Raw genomic sequence first — 1,217 nt, 5'->3', positions numbered from 1 at the left:
TATTTTCCTTAATCCTACATATGGTTGACATTTTATCTTCTAATCCTGATAAAGGTTGACTTCTATGCTCCCTGCCCCGGGGCAGGGAGCATTTTTGGAGTTGTATCAGGAGATGTCAGCATTTTTTTCATTCCTTTAATTGCCTTTTCCCTGTAACTGAACCATTGCTTGGGAATGGCTCCATTCATTTTCATTGCATGGCTGGGAGTCAGCCCTCCCAGACTCATGTGGGGACGTTCGTTATTATAGAAATCTACGGCCTTTTGCATCGCTTGTCTGACCTCCTCAATATTTCTAAAAACGAGACCTTTGAAAAGTTCATCCTTTAATGTTTCATTCGAGCGCTCCGCAATTGCATTGTCTTTCGGGTCACCGCTTTCCGTCATACTTATGGATATTCCATATTTCCTCAGTAGTTCTACATATTCAAAACTGGCATACTGTACGCCTCTGTCTGAATGATGGATAAGACCTTTTATATTCTCCGTTCCGGTCTGCCGCAGTGCCATCTTCAGGGCTATAAGCGGGTATTTCGTTTCCAGTGTATCGCCGACGCTCCACCCCTTTATGGATTTCGTATATGCGTCTGTAATGAGGGACAGATAGACAAAGTCACAATCAGACGAATTCTTCTCCGGACAAATAACCTGATAGGTTATGTCACTAACCCATACCTGATTCGGATGATCCGGAATGAGGCTTTTCACAAGATTCGGATACTTCGGCAAGTCATGCCTCGAATCGGTTGTCCGGGGATGTTGCCGTGGTTTGCGCAAGGTCAGTCCCCGGCAGCTCAGAATATGCTCAAAACAGTCCCGGCCGACAGTAATTTTACTGCCATAGTGTTTCCTGTACATCTGCCATAGTTTCCTTCCGCCCATACCGGGATCCTTTAGACGGATCCCTTTTACATATTGGATGACCATGTCTTCCCTGGCCGCCCTGTCTATGCTATGATCATTGTTCTTATACCAGGCTTGCTTCGTTACGCCAAACAGTTTGCAGGCCATCTCCACCGTGGAATGGTCCGGTTCTGCAAGAAGTCTCATTACCGTTCGGCGCCATGTTTTTTTCTGATGGAAATGTGATAGGTCTCTTCCGCTACGTCTATCATCGTATTGAAAGCATGGGCACGGTACCGTGCACTTTTCAGCTCCTGTTGAAGACGGCGCACCTCATTCTTCAAGGACTCTGTGTCATCCGGCAATTTTGATGCT

Annotated in this window: 1 protein-coding gene; it reads right to left on the bottom strand. The window is 46.1% G+C overall.

Annotated features, from left to right (window positions below; translation table 11 throughout):
• Positions 1–62: 62 nt before the first annotated feature.
• Positions 63–1,049, bottom strand: a complete 987-nt coding sequence (locus tag NG821_RS12555) for an IS3 family transposase (RefSeq protein ID WP_252761995.1) — start codon at positions 1,047–1,049, stop codon at positions 63–65.
• Positions 1,050–1,217: the final 168 nt, after the last annotated feature.

The organism is Segatella cerevisiae, assembly GCF_024054555.1.
Taxonomy (GTDB): domain Bacteria; phylum Bacteroidota; class Bacteroidia; order Bacteroidales; family Bacteroidaceae; genus Prevotella; species Prevotella cerevisiae.
The sequence above is the reverse complement of the archived record's forward strand: the minus strand, read 5'-3'. Positions and strand labels throughout refer to the sequence as shown.